General features: G+C 67.1%; 14 protein-coding genes. 7 read left to right on the top strand and 7 right to left on the bottom strand.

All coding sequences use genetic code 11. The features are described 5' to 3' along the window. Positions 1–44 precede the first annotated feature (44 nt). Positions 45–1,919 (bottom strand): ferrous iron transporter B, encoded by a 1,875-nt coding sequence (feoB, locus tag ACVMB1_RS33080; RefSeq protein WP_076834693.1) that lies wholly within the window; start codon positions 1,917–1,919, stop codon positions 45–47. Further along, positions 1,916–2,203 (bottom strand): FeoA family protein, encoded by a 288-nt coding sequence (locus ACVMB1_RS33085; RefSeq protein ID WP_057018132.1) that lies wholly within the window; start codon positions 2,201–2,203, stop codon positions 1,916–1,918. Before ACVMB1_RS33085 ends, feoB begins: the two co-directional genes overlap by 4 nt. A gap of 333 nt (positions 2,204–2,536) precedes the next feature. Between ACVMB1_RS33085 and ACVMB1_RS33090 the strand changes: the two genes are divergently transcribed. From ACVMB1_RS33090 to ACVMB1_RS33115, 6 genes are all read left to right on the top strand, one after another. Continuing rightward, entirely contained in the window at positions 2,537–4,681 is a 2,145-nt protein-coding gene (locus ACVMB1_RS33090; RefSeq protein ID WP_076834716.1) for a hybrid sensor histidine kinase/response regulator, read from the top strand. Positions 4,682–4,946: 265 nt separating this feature from the next. Continuing rightward, positions 4,947–6,971 (top strand): ABC transporter ATP-binding protein/permease, encoded by a 2,025-nt coding sequence (locus ACVMB1_RS33095; RefSeq protein ID WP_194295430.1) that lies wholly within the window; start codon positions 4,947–4,949, stop codon positions 6,969–6,971. Positions 6,972–7,028: 57 nt separating this feature from the next. Continuing rightward, positions 7,029–7,886, top strand: coding sequence for an FkbM family methyltransferase (locus ACVMB1_RS33100; RefSeq protein ID WP_141341395.1), 858 nt, complete (start codon positions 7,029–7,031; stop codon positions 7,884–7,886). A gap of 186 nt (positions 7,887–8,072) precedes the next feature. After that, positions 8,073–8,459 carry a VOC family protein gene (locus tag ACVMB1_RS33105; protein ID WP_057021286.1) on the top strand — a complete coding sequence of 129 codons (387 nt, stop codon included), beginning with the start codon at positions 8,073–8,075 and terminating at the stop codon, positions 8,457–8,459. A gap of 106 nt (positions 8,460–8,565) precedes the next feature. Then, complete coding sequence (locus ACVMB1_RS33110; protein WP_076834722.1) at positions 8,566–8,841, top strand: hypothetical protein; 276 nt, start codon at positions 8,566–8,568, stop codon at positions 8,839–8,841. A gap of 187 nt (positions 8,842–9,028) precedes the next feature. After that, positions 9,029–11,365, top strand: coding sequence for an OmpA family protein (locus ACVMB1_RS33115; RefSeq protein ID WP_253625286.1), 2,337 nt, complete (start codon positions 9,029–9,031; stop codon positions 11,363–11,365). 251 nt (positions 11,366–11,616) lie between these two features. On the opposite strand, the gene ACVMB1_RS33120 is transcribed toward ACVMB1_RS33115, so the two are convergent. Together ACVMB1_RS33120 and ACVMB1_RS33125 are read right to left on the bottom strand one after the other, a co-directional pair. Then, complete coding sequence (locus ACVMB1_RS33120; protein ID WP_076834724.1) at positions 11,617–13,374, bottom strand: alkaline phosphatase; 1,758 nt, start codon at positions 13,372–13,374, stop codon at positions 11,617–11,619. Positions 13,375–13,486: 112 nt separating this feature from the next. Then, positions 13,487–13,852, bottom strand: coding sequence for a polyketide cyclase (locus ACVMB1_RS33125; RefSeq protein WP_076834697.1), 366 nt, complete (start codon positions 13,850–13,852; stop codon positions 13,487–13,489). Positions 13,853–13,948: 96 nt separating this feature from the next. On the opposite strand from ACVMB1_RS33125, the gene ACVMB1_RS33130 reads away from it, so the two are divergent. After that, the gene (locus ACVMB1_RS33130) at positions 13,949–14,536 is read left to right on the top strand and encodes a TetR/AcrR family transcriptional regulator (RefSeq protein ID WP_076834698.1); all 588 of its coding nucleotides are present in this window, start codon (positions 13,949–13,951) and stop codon (positions 14,534–14,536) included. Here the strand turns inward: ACVMB1_RS33130 and ACVMB1_RS33135 are convergent. The 3 genes from ACVMB1_RS33135 to ACVMB1_RS33145 form a co-directional block, all read right to left on the bottom strand. Beyond that, the gene (locus ACVMB1_RS33135; protein ID WP_253625284.1) at positions 14,523–15,563 is read right to left on the bottom strand and encodes an IS30 family transposase; all 1,041 of its coding nucleotides are present in this window, start codon (positions 15,561–15,563) and stop codon (positions 14,523–14,525) included. The two genes, ACVMB1_RS33130 and ACVMB1_RS33135, sit on opposite strands and share 14 nt — an antisense overlap. A gap of 178 nt (positions 15,564–15,741) precedes the next feature. Continuing rightward, positions 15,742–17,079: an argininosuccinate synthase gene (gene argG / locus ACVMB1_RS33140; protein ID WP_076834961.1), complete on the bottom strand. Its 1,338-nt coding sequence runs from the start codon at positions 17,077–17,079 to the stop codon at positions 15,742–15,744. 90 nt (positions 17,080–17,169) lie between these two features. Further along, the gene (locus ACVMB1_RS33145) at positions 17,170–17,952 is read right to left on the bottom strand and encodes a phosphatase PAP2 family protein (RefSeq protein WP_076834962.1); all 783 of its coding nucleotides are present in this window, start codon (positions 17,950–17,952) and stop codon (positions 17,170–17,172) included. Positions 17,953–18,020 lie beyond the last annotated feature (68 nt).

The raw sequence follows: 18,020 nt of genomic DNA on the forward strand, positions 1-18,020 counted from the left end.
ACCTATCGCAGTTTCGAGTCGAGATGATGAAACTGTGTTGCCGATCAATGCAGGCCGAGCGCCTGCGCGAGGGTGAAAGTCAGGAAGCTCGCGACATAGGCCAGCGCGAGCATGTAGACGAACGTCACCACCATCCACTTCGCGCCGCCGGTCTCGCGGCGGATCACCGCGAGCGTCGAGGCGCATTGCGGGGCGAAGATGTACCAGACCAGCAGCGAGAGCGCGGTCGCCAGCGTCCATTTCTGCGCCAGCACCTGGCCGATCTGGTCCGCCGCCTCCTTGCCGCCCTCGATCGAATAGACCGTGCCGAGGGCTGCAACCGCGACCTCGCGCGCGGCCATGCCGGGGATCAGCGCCACCGCGATCTGCCAGTTGAAGCCGATCGGCCGCAGCAGCGGCTCGAGCGCATGGCCGATCATCGCGGCAAAGCTGTAGTTGATCGCCGGCCCCTCGGCGCCGGCCGGCGCCTGCGGGAACGAGGCCAGGAACCAGATCAGCACCATCATCGAGAGGATCGTGGTGCCGGCCCGGTACAGGAACATCTTGGCGCGGGTGAACACGCCGATCGCGATGCTCTTCGGCCGCGGCATCTTGTAGTCGGGCAATTCCAGCATGAACGGTGCCGGCGCGTGATCGCGCCACAAGAAGAATTTCGCGATCGCCGACACCGTCAGCGCGCTGGTGATGCCGGCGGCGTAGAGGCCGAACATCACGAGTCCCTGCAGATTGACGAAACCCCACAGCGTGGTCGCTGGAACGAAAGCGGAGATAATCAGCGTGTAGACCGGAATGCGCGCCGAGCACGTCATCAGCGGCGCGATCAGGATCGTGGTCAGGCGGTCGCGGCGATTGTCGATGACGCGCGTCGCCATGATGCCGGGAATGGCGCAGGCAAAGCTCGACAACAGCGGAATGAAGGCGCGGCCATGCAGCCCGGCGCCGCCCATGATGCGGTCCATCAGGAACGCGGCGCGCGCCATGTAGCCGAAATCTTCCAACAGCAGGATGAACAGGAAGATGATGATGATCTGCGGCAGGAACACGATCACGCTGCCGACGCCGGAGATCACGCCATTCTGCAGGAAGCTCTGCAACAGGCTCCAGCTTTCGGGCAGCAAATTGTGGATCAGCTGCCCGAGCGCGGCGAAGCTGTCCGACAGGAACTCCATCGCGGGCTGCGCCCAGGTGAACACCGCCTGGAACATCACGAACAGGATCACGGCCAGGATCACGAGACCCCAGACCGGATGCAGCACGACCGAATCGATCCGGTTGGTCAGCGTGTCGGGCTTGGTCGGCAGCGTCACCGCCGCCGCGATGATGCGGTCCGCCTCGCGCTGCGCCGCCTTGAGGTCGGCAATCGTCGGCGTCGTCCATTCGCTGGCCGCCGCCTCATGCGACTTGGAGAGGAATTCGTCGGTCCGCTTCAGGAGCTCGTCGATGCCGCCCTTGCGGACCGCGACCGAGGTCACGATCGGCAGTCCCAGCTCCTGCGACATCCGGTCGATGTCGATCGTGACGCCGCGGCGCTTGGCGATATCGATCATGTTGAGCACGAGCATCATCGGCCGGCCGACGCGCTTCAGCTCGAGCACCAGCCGCAGGGTCAGCCGCAGATTGGTGGCGTCCGCGACGCAGAGCACGAGGTCGGGCACCGCCTCGCCGTCGAAGCGGCCCAGCACGATGTCGCGGGTGATCTCCTCGTCCGGGCTGCGGCCGCGCAACGAATAGGTGCCGGGCAGGTCGAGCACGGTCACGCTGCGGCCCTCGGGCGTGACGAAGCCGCCGGACTTGCGCTCGACGGTGACGCCCGGATAGTTGGCGACCTTCTGACGGCTGCCAGTCAGGCTGTTGAACAGCGACGTCTTGCCGGTGTTCGGCGCGCCGACCAGCGCCAGGCGCAGGGATGCAGCGGTCATTCGACGATCACAGCCATGGCTTCGCTCCGGCGCAGCGCGATCGTGATGTTGTCGACGCGCACCGCGATCGGGTCCTTTCGTATCGTGCCTTCATGCAGGATTTCCACGCGCGCGCCCTCGACAAATCCCATCTCGACCAGGCGCTGCTCCAGCTCCTGCGGAGACAGCGATGAGCCCGTCACGAGCGCATCGAGCCTGATGATCTTTCCGACAAAACCGCGATCCGCATGTCCGAGCCGGACGTCCTGCAAATCATCCCGGGAGCTGTTTGGATCGCCTGTCATGCGGCCTGTTTTTCAGCAGGTAGTCACAGGGTCAAGCGTTTGCCCGTGAGAGGTTTTAGAACTCCTAAAAACAGCGCCCGGAAGCGCCATCCAGGCCGATTTTCCGCTTGACTGCCGGCGAGGCGCTAACGAGGTCGTGATGCCGCCGCGCCGCAGCCGCCCCGTGCTGCCCCGGACGCGAGCCGGCTGCGAGTTGATCGATCCGGGTTGGCCTCCGGTAACCTTGACGGGTCGCGGAATGGCGAACGGGCGTCCGCGCCGCGCCCGGCGGCGCCGTTTCGCTTCCTCCCGTGCAACGGTTTGCGTTATGGTCCGCGCGGAGCCGGAGCGCCCGTGCAGACCGCACAACGCAATTCGCTGAGACTGCTGCAATGGATGATGGCCGCCGCGCTGGCCCTTCCGCTGGCGCTGTTCGTTTTTGCCTCCGCAATGTCCTGGATCTCGATCAGCGAGGCCGCCGACCGGGAGATCCAGCGCACGCTCGATGTCGCCCATGAGCATGCGCTGAAGGTGTTCGAGACCATCGATCGGGGCCTAGCCGAGGTCACCGAGGTCGTCCGCGGCATGGGCGATGCCGATATCGGCGCGCGCGAGAAGAGCCTGCACGAGCGGCTGCGGCAGGTCGCCATGGCGCTTCCCCAGGTGAAATCGGTCTGGGTGTTCGATGCCAACGGCCGTGCCCTCGTCAACAGCCTGGTGCAGCCGGCCCCCGACGTCGACTTCTCGGACCGGGATTACTTCCGGATCCATGCCCAGGGCGACATCGGCACCTATATCGGCGAGGTGCTGACGCCGCGGCCGCCCTATCAGGGCTCGCGGTTCTTCAGCGTCGGCCGGCGCCGCAACGGCGACGACGGCAGCTTTGCCGGCGTGATCCAGGCCTCCGTGCTTCCGGAATATTTCGAGAATTTCTACGCCAGGATCGGCCGCGAGCCGGGCAGCTTCCTGGCGCTGATCCGGACCGACGGCGCCGTGCTGGCGCATTTCCCTGCCGTTGGCCACGATGTCCGGTTCCAGCCGAGCGGCCCGCTCGGGCGGCAGATCGTAGCCAGTCCCGAGGCCGGGACGATGACGATCCAATCCCCAGCCGACGGCATCGAGCGGCGCATGCGCTATCAGCGGCTGGCGGAATACCCGGTCTATGTCAGTGCCGGCCTTGAAACCTCGGCGATCCAGTCGCGCTGGATGTCGACCATGGCCCAGCACCTGATCTTCGGGATCCCGGCCACCGCCCTGCTGTTCGGCCTGCTCGCACTCGCCTTCCGACGAACCCAGCGCCTGCAGGAGGAGGCCAACCGGCGCATCGAGGCCGAGGAGGCATTGCGGCATGGCCAGCGGCTCGAGGCACTCGGGCAGCTCACCGGCGGCGTCGCGCACGACTTCAACAACCTGCTCACCGTGATCCGCGCGTCGGTCGACATGTTGCGGCGGCCGGACCTGCCGGAGCCGCGGCGGCAGCGCTACATCGATGCGATCTCCAACACCGTGAACCGTGCCGCCAAGCTGACCAACCAGCTGCTTGCATTCGCGCGGCGGCAAACCCTCAAGCCCGAGGTGTTCGACGCCTGCCAGAATGTCCGCACCCTGAGCGAGATGATCGCAACCCTGATCGGCGCGCGCATCGAGATCACAGCGCAGGTGCCGGACGAGACCTGTCTCGTCAACGCCGATGCCGGCCAGTTCGAGACCGCCATCATCAACATGGCGGTGAACGCGCGCGACGCCATGGACGGCGTCGGCCGGCTCACGATCGCGGTCCGCGCCGTGGACAGACTGCCGTCCGCGACCAGCACGCCGCCGAACTCGCCCGGCCACGTCGCGGTGTCGGTGACCGACACCGGCGTCGGAATTCCACAGGAGCTGTTCGGCCGCATCTTCGAGCCGTTTTACACCACCAAGGAGGTCGGTCACGGCACCGGCCTTGGCCTGTCGCAGGTGTTCGGCTTCGCCAAGCAGTCCGGCGGCGAGGTGACCGTCACCAGCGAAGTCGGCAAGGGTGCGACATTCACGCTGTATCTGCCGCGCGTCGTCGGCGGGCATGGCGCGCGAGCGCAGCGCACCGAGGACGCGCCCTCGGTCGATCGGACCAACGCATCGGTCCTGATCGTCGAGGACAATGCCGAGGTCGGAAAGTTTGCCGCCGACACGCTGACCCAGCTCGGCTGCACCTGCGTGCTGGTGGACAACGCCACCCACGCGCTGGAGGAGCTCGCCGTCGACGCCGACCGGTTCGACCTGGTGTTCACCGACGTCGTGATGCCCGGCATGAGCGGCATCGAGCTTGCGGAAGAGATCCGCCGGCAGCGCCTCGATCTGCCGATCGTGCTCGCCTCCGGCTACAGCCAGGTGCTGTCGCAGCAGGGCAGCGGCGGCTTCGAGCTGCTGCAGAAGCCCTATTCGGCCGAGCAGCTCGCGCGCGTGCTGCACAAAGCAACGCGCTCGCGCCGGCTGAAGCGCGATCAGGCGCCGGCGGAGTGAGTTGCGCGGCACATCTCAAGCACGTTGTCGTCCTGGCGAAAGCCAGGACGACGATGAGGATAGGTCTCGTTTCAAGATATCGAATATCGGTGTCATCACCCGCGGGTGATCCAGTGTCCCAGAGACGGCTGTGCTTGAATCAAGAGGTCGCGGCGTACTGGATCGCCCGCATGCGCGGGCCTCAGTCCCTGAAGTCGTTGCAATCCGCGCGACTGACCGCCGGTCCCAGTGCGGAACCGGGTAATTTGCCTGGCGTTATCGTGCCATGGGCAAAGCTGAGGCAAAATCCAAATCGTCGGACGGGCCGTCGTCGGCCAGGACTTCATCGTCTCGGAAAGCGAGCGCAAAGGCGGCCGGTCAAGAGCGCAAGGATCCCGCGGCAAGCGAAGGGGATGAGAAGTCGGAATTCGTCGAGGTGATTGCCGAAGGCGGCGAGGATGTCGAACCGCCGCCGCCGGAAATCGTCGAACCCGATCCCGAATTGTCGGCCGAAGAAGCCGAACAGGCGCGCAAGGACTATTTGCTGACTCGGTTCTGGATCAGCGCGCGCGGCTATTGGGGCCGGAGCGGCGACCGGCTGGCGTGGCTGTTCACGATCGGCCTGCTGCTGCTGATCGTCGCCAATGTCGCCGTTCAGTACGGCATCAATGTCTGGAATCGCGCGATCTTCGATGCGATCGAAAAGCGCGACGCGGCCAGTGTCTTCCACCTGACGGCCATCTTCTTTCCGCTGGCGATCGGCAGCGTGCTGCTGGGGGTCGCCCAGGTGTTCGGCCGCATGGGTATCCAGCGGCGCTGGCGCGCCTGGCTGACCAACGCCGTCGTGTCGCGCTGGCTGACGAACGGCCGCTACTACCAGCTCAACCTCGTCGACGGCGATCACAAGAATCCGGAGTACCGGATCGCGGAGGATCTGCGGATCGCGACCGATTCTCCGGTCGACTTCATCGCCGGCGTGACGTCGGCGCTGCTCTCGGCCGTTACCTTCATCGTCGTGCTCTGGACCATCGGCGGCGCGCTGACGGTGACGCTCGGCGGCTCGTCGATCAGCATCCCGGGCTTCCTGGTTATTGCCGCGATCATCTATGCTGCGATCGCGTCGGGCTCGATCACGGCGATCGGCCGCAGCTTCGTGCAGATCTCCGAGGACAAGAACCAGGCGGAAGCGGAATTCCGCTACATACTGACCCGCGTGCGGGAGAATGGCGAAAGCATCGCGCTGCTCGGCGGCGAAACCGAGGAGCGCGACGGCATCGACAAGACGTTCTCGAATGTGTTGCGGCAATGGGCGCGGCTCGCTGGGCAGCACATGCGCACGACGCTGGTGTCGCAGGGATCTAACCTCATTGCGCCGGTGGTACCCTTGCTGCTGTGCGCGCCAAAATTCCTCGACGGCAGCATGTCGCTCGGCCAGGTGATGCAGGCGGCCTCGGCCTTCACCATCGTGCAGACCGCGTTCGGCTGGCTGGTCGACAACTATCCGCGGCTCGCCGACTGGAACGCCTGCGCCCGGCGCATCGCCTCGCTGATGACGTCGCTTGACGGGCTCGAACGCGCCGAGACCGGCGACGGCTTCGGCCGCATCGAGCGCGGCGAGACCGCGGGCGAGGCCATGCTGAGCCTCAACGATCTCTCCGTCACACTGGACGACGGCACCGCCGTGGTCGGCGAGACCGAAGTGGTGATCGAACCGGGGGAGCGGCTATTGGTCGCCGGCGAATCCGGCACCGGCAAGAGCACGCTGGTGCGCGCCATCGCCGGGCTGTGGCCGTGGGGCGGCGGCAGTATCGGCCTGCACGCGGACCGCCGATTGTTCATGCTGCCGCAAAAGCCCTACGTGCCCTCGGGCACGCTGCGGCGCGCGGTGGCCTATCCCGGCGCGGCGGAAGACTGGACCATCGATGAGATCAGCCGTGCCCTGCACAAGGTCGGCCTCGACCATCTCAAGGACAAGATCGAGGAGGACGCGCCGTGGGACCAGACCCTGTCCGGCGGTGAGAAGCAGCGGCTCGCCTTTGCCCGACTGCTGCTGCATGCCCCCGACATCGTCGTGCTCGACGAGGCGACGTCCGCGCTCGACGAGAAGAGCCAGGACAAGATGATGGAGACAGTGACGACGGAACTGCCGAAGGCGACTATCGTCAGCGTCGCCCACCGCGTCGAGCTCGAAGCGTTCCATAGCCGCAAGATCGTGCTGGAGCGCCGCAAGGGCGGCGCCAAACTGGTCAGCGACGTCGATCTGATCCCGCGCAAGGGCAAGCGAAGGCTGCTCGGCCGCTTCCTGCGGTAACGGCAGGCAGCGGGCAGGGCGGCGTAACGGGCGTTGGCGCTGCCGGCAAAACCGGCTATGCATGCCGCGCTTTCGACGAGGCCATGCGTGATCCCGAGCAACGACATATCGCCGGCGCCGTTCGGCGCCTTCGCGCCCAATGCGGCGCAGGCCGCCATCATCCGCCTGGCTCATGGCTCAGGATTGAAGCGCGGCGCGTTCCGGCCCTGGCTGTCAAAACTGGTCAATCTGTTCGGCGCGGGGCCGCTGGACGTGACCTATCAGGGCGCATCGTTCCGCTTTTATCATCAGCAAAGCGCGACCGAGCGCGGCGCGCTGTTCAATCCCGATTACAACCTTGAAGAACTCGCCTTCCTGCGGGCGCATGTCGGCGCGGATGGCACCTTCGTCGATCTCGGCGCCAATGTCGGCACCTATGCGCTGGCGCTGGCGCGCGACGTCGGGCCCGGTGGCAAGGTGATCGCGATCGAGCCGCATCCGGTGACGCATGCGCGGCTCAAGTTCAACACCCAGGCCTCCGGCTTTCCGCAGGTGCGCCTGGTTGCGGCGGCCGCCGGCCCGACCGATGGCGAACTGATGATCGAGACCGACGGCGACAATCTCGGCGCCAGCCACATCGTCACCGGCACGCCGACGGGCAAGGCGTTCAAGGTGCCGTCGCTGCGGCTGCAACGCATCCTCGACGAGGCCGGCGCGAGCAAGGTCGATGCGCTCAAGATCGACGTCGAGGGTTTCGAGGACCGCGTGCTGATCGGCTTCTTCCGCGACGCGCCGCAGTCGCTGTGGCCCGGCGCGGTGGTGATCGAGCATCTGTCGAAGGACGAGTGGACCGACGACTGCATTGCGGACATGCATGCGCGCGGTTACGTCGAGCACGGCCGGACGCGCAGCAACACGCTGCTGGTGCGGAGTTGAGACCTGGCCGCGGCTGAGGTTGCCCGGATGAAGCGCAGCGAAATCCGGGACCAGACCATCCGCGGCTAGAGCAGCCCCGGATTGCGCTTCGCTTCATCCGGGCTACGCTTCTGAGATCTGCTCCCTCTCCCGCTTGCGGAGGAGGTGCAACGAGTCTGTAGCGTCACACAACAAGGGAGGCTCGCGATGATCGACCATATCGGCTTTTCCGTCTCCGACTATCAACGCGCGAAGGCTTTCTACCAGACGGCGCTGGCGCCGCTCGGCTACGGCCTGATCATGGAAGTGCCCGCGGAGGTGACCGGGCACGCGCCCGCCGCGGGCTTCGGCGCCGACGGCAAGCCGGACTTCTGGATCGGCGGCGAAGGCGCAATGAACAAGCCGGTGCATATCGCCATCACGGCCAGGGACCGCGCTACCGTCGACGCCTTCTACAAGGCCGCGATGGCGGCCGGCGGCCGTGACAACGGCGCGCCCGGCATCCGTGCGCATTACCACCCGAACTATTACGGCGCATTCGTGCTCGATCCCGACGGCCACAATATCGAGGCGGTCTGCCACACGCCCGGGTGAAACATCGGAACGCCGCGGCGCGCGATCCGTTGTCGCTTCGAACTTCGATGGAGCGATCAATGCGCGCGACGCGATCTGGCGGCGGCAGCCGCGGGGCCTCGATATGATGCCGATCGAGCCTCCCGAGATTCCGCCGACGACGCCGGGCACACCGAGCGAACCGCCGCCGGGAATTCCGCCCGGCAGTCCGCGCCCCGAGATTCCGGAGCCGGTGCGCGAACCCGGCGAGCCGCCGCGACCGGACGAGTTGCCCGGCAAGACACCTGACGAATCACCGGTGCGCGGACCGCCTGGACCGTCCGGCCCGCCGCCTGCGACAGATCGACTCGCCGCCGGTGAGTCGCCCTTGCGCCCAAGTTCCACGTCGATTGCAAATGTGTAGGCGCGTTTCTTCTGAACGCGCGGTGAACAACCACACACGCAACCCGTTATAATGTCGAAATAAACTTCGCCGATGATTCGTGGCTCGCCACAATCCGGCCTAACGGCTGGCGGTTCATCGTCCTGCCGAATTGTTCGGTTCTCACTTTGCTTTCCTGCCCAGACTTTCCGCCGGGGACTCCTAGACAATGACAAAGCTTCGTCTCGTGCTGCTTGCCACGACTGCGCTGACGGTGATGCAATTCGCCACCTCAGCGTCGCACGCCCAAACTTCGCCGCTGGTCGTCGCACAGGCGCAGAAGGAAGAAACCGGACCTGACGGAAAGCCGAAGGCGCGGCCGGCGCCGGGCGCGCCGGGTGCGCCGGGTGCTCCCGCACGTCCCGCACCGCCGGCCGCAGCACCGCATCCGCAGGCGCCACCTCCCGCCGCGGCACCCGCGCATCCCGCTCCGCCGGCCGCAGCACCCGCGAAGCCGACCCCGCCTCCAGCCCCTGCCCGGCCCGAGCCGCCCGCAGCTGCACCGGCAAAGCCGACGCCGCCTCCGGCAGCCGCACCGCATCCGGCACCGCCGCCGGCTCCCGCACGGCCCGAGCCGCCTGCCGCGCGCCCGACGACGCCTCCGCCGTCGGCTGCTCCCGCACATCCCACACCGCCGCCGCCCGCGGCCGCACCCGCGAAGCCATCGCCGTCACCGGCACGGCCGGAGCCGCCCGCAGCAGCGCCTGCGAAGCCGACCCCGCCACCGCCGGCGGCCGCCCCCGCACATCCGACGCCACCGCCGCCGGCCGCAGCACCGCAGCGACCCGGCACGCCGCCGCCCGGCGCAGGACCCGCGCACACACCGCCGACGCCGGCGCCCGGCGCCACGCCGAATGCCGCGCCCGCAGCACGTCCCGGCACCCCGCCCACGGCGGCAACGCCGACACCGACGCCCGCAACGCCGGGAGCTCCGACAACGGCGCCGGCCGAACGCCGTCCCGGCGATCGTCCGGGTGGCGAACGCGGTGAACGTCCTGGCGGCGCCAAGCAACCGCCGGGCACGCCGCCCGCGGCGACGTCAACGCCCGCGCCTTCGGCAACGACAACGCCTCCGGCAGCAGGGGCACGACCGGGCACGCCGCCCGCCGCGACAGCTCCCGGTGCGACACCGACGCCGACACCTCCGGCAGCCGGCGCACAGCCCGCGCGTCCAGGCACCCCGCCTGCCGCAACAACGCCTCCGGCACCCGGCGCGACGCCGACGCCACCGGCGCCAGGTCAGCAGGGACGTCCGGCGACACCGCCCGGAACGCCGGCGACCCCGGGCGCGGCAATGGGCGCGCCCGGCGCGACCCCGGCTCCGGGTCAGCCGGCAGCACGTCCGGGCGTCGCGCCCGGCGTATCGCCAGCCCAGGGCGCCGCGATGGGCGCGCCCGCGCCATCGGTCGTCCCCGGCTCGGCCGCCGCAACGCCGCCGCCCGGCCGCGCGCAATATGCGCCGCCGACGGTTGCGCCCGCCTTCCGCGCCGCGCCTGCCGTCGCAGCGCCGCTGCCGCCGCCACCGCGCCATGACAACATCAAGCCGCTCGCGATCGGTGCCGCCGTCGGTGCCGGCGTGGTCGCCGGCGCCATCATCGGCGGCAGCATCGCCGACCTGCACAGCCAGCGCCAGGAGGTGGTCGAAGGCGGCCGCACCATCTACACCGAGCCGGACCGCGTCATCATCCGCGATCCCGGCGGCCAGGCCTATGTGCGCGGCGACGACGTCTATCGCTTCCGCTATGGCGCGCGCGACATCCGCACCGAGACGATCGGCGGCGAGACGCGGACGGTCGTGGTTCGTCCCGACGGCAGCGAGATCATCACCGTGGTCGGCTCCGACGGCCAGATGTTGCGCCGAATCCGCAGGGATACTGGCGGCCGCGAGGTCGTCATCATCGACAACAGCTATCGCGATCCGCGCGCAGTCGGTGGTTTCTATGTCGACGCCCCGCCGCCCGTGGTCAACATTCCCTACGATCGCTACATCGTCGACGCGCAGGACGCGTCGCCCGACGTGATCTACGAGACCATGGAGGCACCGCCGGTGCAGCGGATCGAACGGCGCTACTCGCTGGACGAGATCCGCTACAGCCCCAATGTCCGCATGCAGATGCCGAGCATCGACGTCAACACGATCAACTTCGACTCCGGATCGTGGACCATCCCACCGGACCAGGCGGCGAGGCTGCAGGTGATCGCCGACGGCCTCAACCGAGCCATCCAGCGCAACCCGCGCGAGGTGTTCCTGATCGAGGGCCACACGGATGCGACCGGCAACGACACCGACAATCTGTCACTGTCGGACCGCCGTGCGCAATCCGCCGCCGAGCTCTTGACGCAGCAGTTCGGTGTGCCGGCTGAGAACCTGACCTCGCAGGGCTATGGCTCTCAATATCCGAAGGAGCAGACCGACGGACCGAGCCGCATCAACCGGCGCGTCACCGTCCGCCGCATCACCCCGCTGCTCAACGGCGGCACCGCCTCGGCCGCGCCGCCGCGCTGAGCCGGCGCGACATGACGGAATGGCCGGGAGCGATCCCGGCCATTTTTGTTTGCTCTCCTTCCCCCTGAAAGGGGAAGGTCGGGATGGGGGTCAGCCGCAGGTGACGGTGGCTGCGGAGAGAGCAGATCCCCACCCGCTTTGCTCTGGCGAGCAAAGCGACCTCCCCTTTTCAAGGGGAGGTTGGAGAAGCGTCGCCCCCGCAAGCGGGAGAGGTACAGCGGGCATGCTGATCGACCCAATCTCATCATTCGTTACTTCCCCTCGCCCAGTCCCAGCGCCTCGACCATCACGCGGAACACTTCGGTGTTGTCCATCGAGCCGTGGACGCGCTCGCTGCCCGGGCCCGTCGCGGTGAGAATGACGTCCTCGCCGGAATGCACGCTGGCGCCGATCATCGCCGGCAGATTGCCGAAGCGCAGCACGACGCCGGGGACATCCTTGTACTTGTCATTGGCCTTGAACGTGTCGGGCTGGTCGGCCTTCACGGTCGGCTCGTTCGGATCGTCGAGTTTCGGGCGGAACGTCTCGTAGTGATCTGGCAGGCTGGCGGAGAAGATTGCAAGCCGCCGGCTGACATCGACGCGTGACGGATAACCTTCGGCGTCCGGCGCCGGATAATTCGGGAACCCGGCTTTCTCGTAGACACCGACGCGCTCGCGCAGCGGCACGTTGGGTGTCGCCGCCATGTCGTCATTGATGGTGCCGACCAGGCTGTTCGGATGGTTGTGGTCGGCCACGACCAGGATCAGCGTGTCGTCGTTGCGCGCTTTCGCCCAGTCCTTTGCCAGCCGCACCGCATTGTCGAGCATGATGGTGTCGTAGACCGCGCGCTCCATGTCGAGCAGATGGGCGTATTTGTCGATCAGGCCGGACTCGACCATCAGGAAGAAACCGGCCTCGTGTTTCGACAGCACCGTGAGCGCGGCCTGGACCTGCTCGGTCAGGTCCGGCTGCTCGGGGAATTTCCTGACGCCGCCGCCCCTCAGGAACTTGCGGTCGAGCGCGCCGTCCATGTTGCCGGCGGCGAACAGGCCGAGCAGTTGGCGGGTGTCCGGTTTGGCCGCGAGCGTGGCGAGTTCGCCTGCGGTCGTCGCGACCGGATAGCCGGCGTCGCGGAAGCGCGCGAGATAGTCGACATCGTCCTTGCGTTTCGATCCGGACGCGGATTGCGGCAGGAAGTTCGCGGAGCCGCCGCCCATCAGCACGTCGGGCTTCGCGTCGAAATATTGCGCGACGATCGCGTCATAGGCGGCGCGGCGGCGGGTATGCGCAACCATCGCCGCCGGGGTCGCGTCCTCGACCTCGGTGTTGGTGACGATGCCGACGGCGAGGCCCGCCCGCCGCTTGGCAAGACTCGCGATGGTCTCGACCCTGGGATCGTCGAGCGGATCGGGCGTGCGATCGGCGTAGACGCCGAGCGCATTGACCGCGGCCTTGTGGCCGGTGGCGTAGGCGCTCGCGGCATTCGCCGAATCGGTGATGATCGAGTCCGAGCCGGCGGTCGCGACCAGCGCCATATGCGGCATGTCGTCGATCGCGAGCTTGCCGCGGCTCTTGCCCTTCGCGATTCCCTTGGAGAGGATTCGCGCGGCGACGCGATGCGACGGCGACATCCCGTCGCCGATGAACAGGATCACGTTCCTGGCCTTGCGTGCCCCGGTGTCGTAGACGGTCCAGCTCACGGTCCGGCTCTGCGTGCCGTCACTGACTTCGACGGCGACCTGCCCAGGCTTGACGAGCGAGACATCGCGCAGCAACAGCGCCGACTGCTCCCGGCCGGCCTCGTGCGCGGTGAATGTGCCGCCCTGGCCGAACACCGCGGCATAGTCCGCGCCGTTCAGCGTGACCTTGAGCTTTGCTTGATCGACCAATTCCGGAAGCTCGACCTTGAAGTCGAATTTGGCGCCGACGAGGATATCGGCGCGATCGATCGGATAGATCGTCTGGGCGAACGCCGGCGCTGCCGACAACACCAGCGTGACGGCCACGCCGGCAACTCCCTTGATCATGATCGATGCTCCGCCCTTGCGCATCATGCGCATCGGGGCGGAGGCTAGTGGCGGCGGATGACGGCGCAATGAGGCGGCGCCGGGGCGTATTGCCGCAAGGGCCGGCGCGATTTCAGCGCGCCATCTGCTGCGGATCGTAGAAGAAGCGCTCTTCGACGAGTTCATCGCCGCGCCAGGTCTGCCAGGCGACCTCCTCCATGCTGCGGACCCTGCCGTCCTTGCCGGTGAATTCGAAGCGCCAGCAGATCGCCGAATGATCGCCGTCAAGCAGGAGCGGCCCGAGCCGCGTGGTCTTGACGCCGGCGACCGCGGCCAGCACCGCCGCCTCGCGCGCCGCCAGCGCCTCGCGGCCGACCCGCCACTCGCCGTCGTTCTCCTGGGTGCGGGCATCGACTGAATAGAAGTTCCTGATCGCGCCGACATGGTCGTTGGACTCGACCGTGTCAGCGAAGGCTTGCAACGTCCTAAGCGAGGGCATCGAGCATTCTCCATTTACCGACTTATAGTCGGTATTTATCGACTGGTAGTCGGTAAGTCAATTGGCTTGCGTCTGGAACTGGGCTAGAGATGCGCCATGGCAACCCAGGCCGAACGGCGCGAGAAAACCAGAGCCGCCATCGTCAAGGCGGCGCGGCGCATTTTTGGCGAGCGCGGCTTCGCCGCTGCGACGATGGACGACATCGCCGCCGGCGCGCGTGTCGCCAAGGGCGCGGTCTATCATCACTTCGCGACCAAGGAGGCGGTGTTCGAGGCGGTGTTCGAGCAGGTGTCGATCGACCTTGTTGCCGATCTCGACCGCATCTCGCGCGCCGAGAACGATCCGCTGGCGGCGATGGCGGCGGGCACGCAGGGCTATTTCGCGGCGTGCTCGAAAGGCCCGACCGGCCAGATCATCTTGCGCGACGGCCCCGCCGTGCTCGGCTGGGAACGCTGGCGCGAGATCGACGCCAAGCATTTCGGCGGCAAGTTTCCGCGCGCGCTGGCCGCCGCGATGGATGCCGGCGTGATCGCCAAGCAGCCGATCGAGCCGCTGGCGCGGCTGCTGCTCGGCGCGGTGACGGAAGCCGCGGTTGCGGTCTCCGCGGGGCCGGATATCGGCAAGACCGGCACCGATTACGCGCGCGCGTTCCGCTCGCTGCTGGATGCGCTCAGGGTGAAGTAGGCAGGCCTCTCTCCCCACGTCGTCCCGGCGAAGGCCGGGAGGTGGATTCACATTCGAAGTGCAACACTTGAGCAAAGGACTCGGCAGGCGTGCGGTAGTCAAGGCATTTGCGCGGGGTGTTGTTGTAGGCGGCGATGAACTGGCGGAACTTGGCGGTCGAGAGGGTTAGAAGATCCGTCTTGCGGGGAATAAAGCGGCGCATCCTGCCGATGGCGTTCTCGATGCCACCCTTCTGCCAGGGGGCATGGGGATCGCAGAAGAAGGTCGCGATCGAGAGGCGGTGCAGCGCCAGGTGACCGGCGAACTCGGTGCCGTTGTCGAAGGTAACGCTCTGGCGCAGCTCTTGTGGAAGGGGCGCGAAGAAGCCCACGAGATGGCGGGCGACACCGCGCGCGACCTTGCTGGCAAGGCGGATGCCGAGCAGCAGCCGCGAGGTGCGTTCGTGCACGGTCAGCACGGCCTGACCGTATTTCGAGAACATCATCAGGTCGGCCTCCCAGTGTCCGGGCACGCTGCGGTCGGCCGCTTCGAGCGGCCGATTTGCCAAGGATACACGGCCTTCGATGAAGCTTGCGGGGCTGCCGCCCCGCTTGCCGCGGCAGCCGCGCTTGCTCTTGGCGCGCGGCAGATAGCGCCGCCAGTTGAAGTCCGTGGTGCGCCTGAGTTGGCGATAGATGAAGCGGTAGATGGTCTCGTGGGAGATCACCTTGCGCCCGTACTCGCGGGCCAGCCGGCCAGCGACCTGCTCGGGCGACCAGCCGCGGCGAAGGCGTTGCAACACCGCGCGGCGCAGGCCGGGCTCCCGTTCGAGGCGTCCGCCCGTCCAGCGCCGCGCTCGCATCTGGTGCTGGGCATAGCTCGGCTTGTAGCCGACCTGGCTCCCCCGATTGCGCCTCAGTTCCCGAGAGATCGTTGATGGCGAGCGATCCAGAGCTGCCGCGATTTGCCGGACCGAGCTGCCATTGGCCGATCGGCAGGCAATCTCGCATCGGTCGTCCAGAGAGAGCTGCTTGTAAGTCCGCCCCATGGCAACACCTCCTCAAGGAAGTGTTGCACTTCGTTTGTGAACTCAGGGGACCCATAACCACAGGGAGGAGTCGTGGAAGCGCGCTGGAGCACCAGCGTGCTTCATAACCATGGCCGGTGGTTATGGGTCCCGGGTCGCGCTTCGCTTGCCCGGGACGACAAGGCGAGAGGGTGCCGCCTCAGTCCTTGTCGTTCTCGAGCTGGAAGATCTGCGAGCCTTCGTCGCTCGAGATGAGGCCGGTCTTGTTGTACAGGCCGAGCTTGGCGCGGGTGTCAGCAATGTCGAGGTTGCGCATCGTCAGCTGGCCGATGCGGTCGGCCGGCGTGAAGGCGGCGTCCTCGACCTTCTCCATGCTGAGCCGCTCCGGCGCATAGGTGAGGTTCGGGCTCTCGGTGTTTGATATCGAGTAGTCGTTGCCGCGGCGCAGCTCGAGCGTCACCTCGCCGGTGACGGCGCGTGCCACCCAGCGCTGCGCGGTCTCGCGCAGCATCAAGGCCTGCGAATCGAACCAGCGGCCCTGATAGAGCAAGCGGCCGAGCCGCATGCCGCTGATGCGGTACTGCTCGATCGTATCCTCGTTGTGGATGCCGGTGACGAGGCGCTCATAGGCGATGTGCAAGAGTGCCATGCCGGGCGCCTCATAGATGCCGCGGCTCTTCGCTTCGATGATGCGGTTCTCGATCTGGTCACTCATGCCGAGGCCGTGGCGGCCGCCGATCGCATTGGCCTCGAGGAACAGCGCGACCGGATCTGCAAACGTCTTGCCGTTCAGCGCGACCGGCTGCCCCTCCTCGAAGCGCACCACGACCTTCTCGGCCTTGACGTCGCAATCGGCGCGCCAGAACGGCACGCCCATGATCGGGTTGACGATGGTGATGCCGCTCGCAAGGCTCTCGAGATCCTTGGCCTCATGCGTCGCGCCGAGCAGATTGCTGTCGGTCGAATAGGCCTTCTCCGCGCTCATCTTGTAGGCGAAGCCTTGCGCGGTCATGAACGCCGACATCTCGGCGCGGCCGCCGAGCTCGTCGATGAACTGCTGGTCGAGCCAGGGCTTGTAGATGCGCAGGCTCGGGTTGGTCAGCAGGCCGTAGCGATAGAAGCGCTCGATGTCGTTGCCCTTGAAGGTCGAGCCGTCGCCCCAGATGTTGACGCCGTCCTCCTGCATCGCCGCGACCAGCATCGTGCCGGTCACCGCGCGGCCGAGCGGCGTGGTGTTGAAATAGGTGATGCCGCCGGTCGAGATGTGGAACGCGCCGGACTGGATCGCGGCGATGCCCTCATGGACCAGCTGGGTGCGGCAATCGACGAGGCGGGCCTTCTCGGCGCCGAAATCCACCGCCTTGCGCGGGATCGCGTCGTAGTCGGCCTCGTCGGGCTGGCCGAGATTGGCGGTATAGGCGAAGACCTTGGCGCCTTTCAGCTTCATCCAGAGCAGCGCCGCCGACGTGTCGAGCCCGCCCGAGAACGCGATGCCGACTTTTTCGCCAGTGGGCAGGCTTTTCAGAATCGTACTCATGGGACGGTCCAATCGGTCGAAATCAATGATGTTTCCGGGGTGGCGATATCAAATTTCCGAACGCTGAGCACGCCTTTAATCAGGCCCAAATCAGGCCTCGGTCTGGCTGGACGCCGCCTTGCCGCCCCGGCGCCAGCGCTGCATCCACCGGTAGCCGGGCATCGCAAGGCGCGTCAGCGCGGCATCGACCTGGGCGTCAGTCAGCCGGGTCGCTGCCCAGCGGTAGATCAGCGCGTAGAACAGCCAGACCGTGAAGAACGACACCAGGCCCGCGATCGCCACATCGGTGAAGAAATGGCCGCCAAAGGCCATGCGAAGCCCGCTGGTGACGATGCCGAACACGGTGGCCCCGGCAAAGGCCAGCGGCCGCCACGCGGGCGGCGTCAGCGCCGCCGGTGCATAGGTCCAGAACGCGGTGGCGCCCTCGCCGGAGAAGAACGAGCAGTTGCGCGGGCAGCCGCCGCGCGGGTCCCACCACGGCATGAATTGCAGGTCGCCGCCGAACTGCGTCACGAACACCGGCCGCGGCCGGCCCCAATAATTCTTGAAGGTGAAATTGGTGAGCACGCCGGCCGAGAGCAGCATCGTGGTGAGCAGGAACACCGCGGCGCGGCCGGACATCAGCATCGGCCGGTCCGGGCGGATGAATTTCCAGACGATGGTCACGATCGCCGGCAGCACCAGCGCCCAGGCGATCCACATCGCCGCATCGCGCGCGAACGACGCCACCGCGTCGAGCTTCAGCGGGAAGGTTTTCTGCGCCACATCGTAGAACAGCGCCGCCAGCTTCAGGTCGAGCTCGGGATAGATCCCGAACAGGATGCCGATGATGAGCGCCAGCCCCAGCGCAATGAAAAGTCCGGTCCGGTTCATGGCGCGCGGTTTAGCCGAGGCGGATGAGCATGGGAAGTGACGTCATCCCCGCGCAACGGCTTCGCCGT

Source organism: Bradyrhizobium sp. USDA 4504, assembly GCF_054063995.1.